Raw genomic sequence first — 1,208 nt, 5'->3', positions numbered from 1 at the left:
TTTTTGCGGCAAGGTGAGCGATTGGTGGACAGAATGGCCGCTTTTTATGTTAAATTTCCTACTGAAAACTAGACAAAAAAAACAATAATTCCACATACACGCTCGTAGTTAACGGCACGGAAAGCACGTGCGCTTACGACCACCAGCGCGAGCGGTTGCAGGGCTTGTTGCTCACAGCCAACGAAGACGGCATCATACAAACGCAGAAGTAATCTGCCATCGACAGCCAGTTTTCAGCTTGTAAAGAATGTATTGAATGACTTCCGCCAGGCCACTTTTTGAGACATAACCACGTTTCGCCAAAGACAAATGGGGCAGAATTTTGGATTTTATCGTATCTTTGCCCAGTACTTCGTACATGAAGAGAAGTGTTATTATCTTGGTTTTTCACCAGAAAGACGATAAACTCCCTCTCAAATTATAGAAACATTAAAAATCAAGACGACCTCGGATAATTAAGGCTAAACATGCCTTATTATCGCCACTTTTCACCAAATATAACCGATGTATAGGGCGCATCCTAGTGGGTACAGGCCAATACGCTCTCTGTTTGTCACTAGATAATGTCCTTATTTCGAGAATATTTTAGGGCATAACATCCCATATACTCACCGCCTTTCACGAGAAAAGTCGGCGATTATGGGTTATTTTTAGGGAGTAACACCATTCGCACTACTTTTTTTGTATGGCCTTAGGTCGGTGATAATAGGCTGTTTTTAGGGAGCAACACCATTCGCACTACTTGTTTCATGTGGGCTTAGGTCGGCGATAATGGGTTGTTTTTAGGGAGTAACACCATTCTCGCTACTTGTTTTGTGTGGGCTTAGGTCGGCGATAACAAGTTACTTTTAGGGAGTAACACCGTTCGCGCGACTTGTTTAGTGCGGGCTTAGGTCGGCGATTATAGGTTATTTCTAAGGAGCGACACCATTCGCACTACTTGTTTTGCGTGGCCTTAGGTCGGCGATTATAGGTTATTTTTAGGGAGCAACACCATTCGCACTACGTGTTTTGCGTGGCCTTAGGTCAGCGATTATAGGCTGTTTTTAGGGAGTAACACCATTCGCACTACTTGTTTTGTGTGGGCCTAGGTCGGCGATAACAAGTTACTTTTAGGGAGTAACGCCATTCGCTCTTCTTGTTATGTATGGGCTTAGGTGGCGATAATGGGTCTTTTTTAGGGAGCAACACCATTCGCACTACTTGTT

Annotated in this window: 1 pseudogene; it reads right to left on the bottom strand. The window is 43.9% G+C overall.

What is annotated here, in order from left to right:
• Positions 1 to 216: 216 nt before the first annotated feature.
• A pseudogene (locus tag HMPREF2955_RS15980) lies at positions 217 to 360 on the bottom strand (transposase); the annotation flags it as partial.
• Positions 361 to 1,208: the final 848 nt, after the last annotated feature.

The organism is Prevotella sp. HMSC073D09 (assembly GCF_001814145.1).
In the GTDB taxonomy this organism is placed as follows: domain Bacteria; phylum Bacteroidota; class Bacteroidia; order Bacteroidales; family Bacteroidaceae; genus Prevotella; species Prevotella conceptionensis.
The sequence above is the reverse complement of the archived record's forward strand: the minus strand, read 5'-3'. Positions and strand labels throughout refer to the sequence as shown.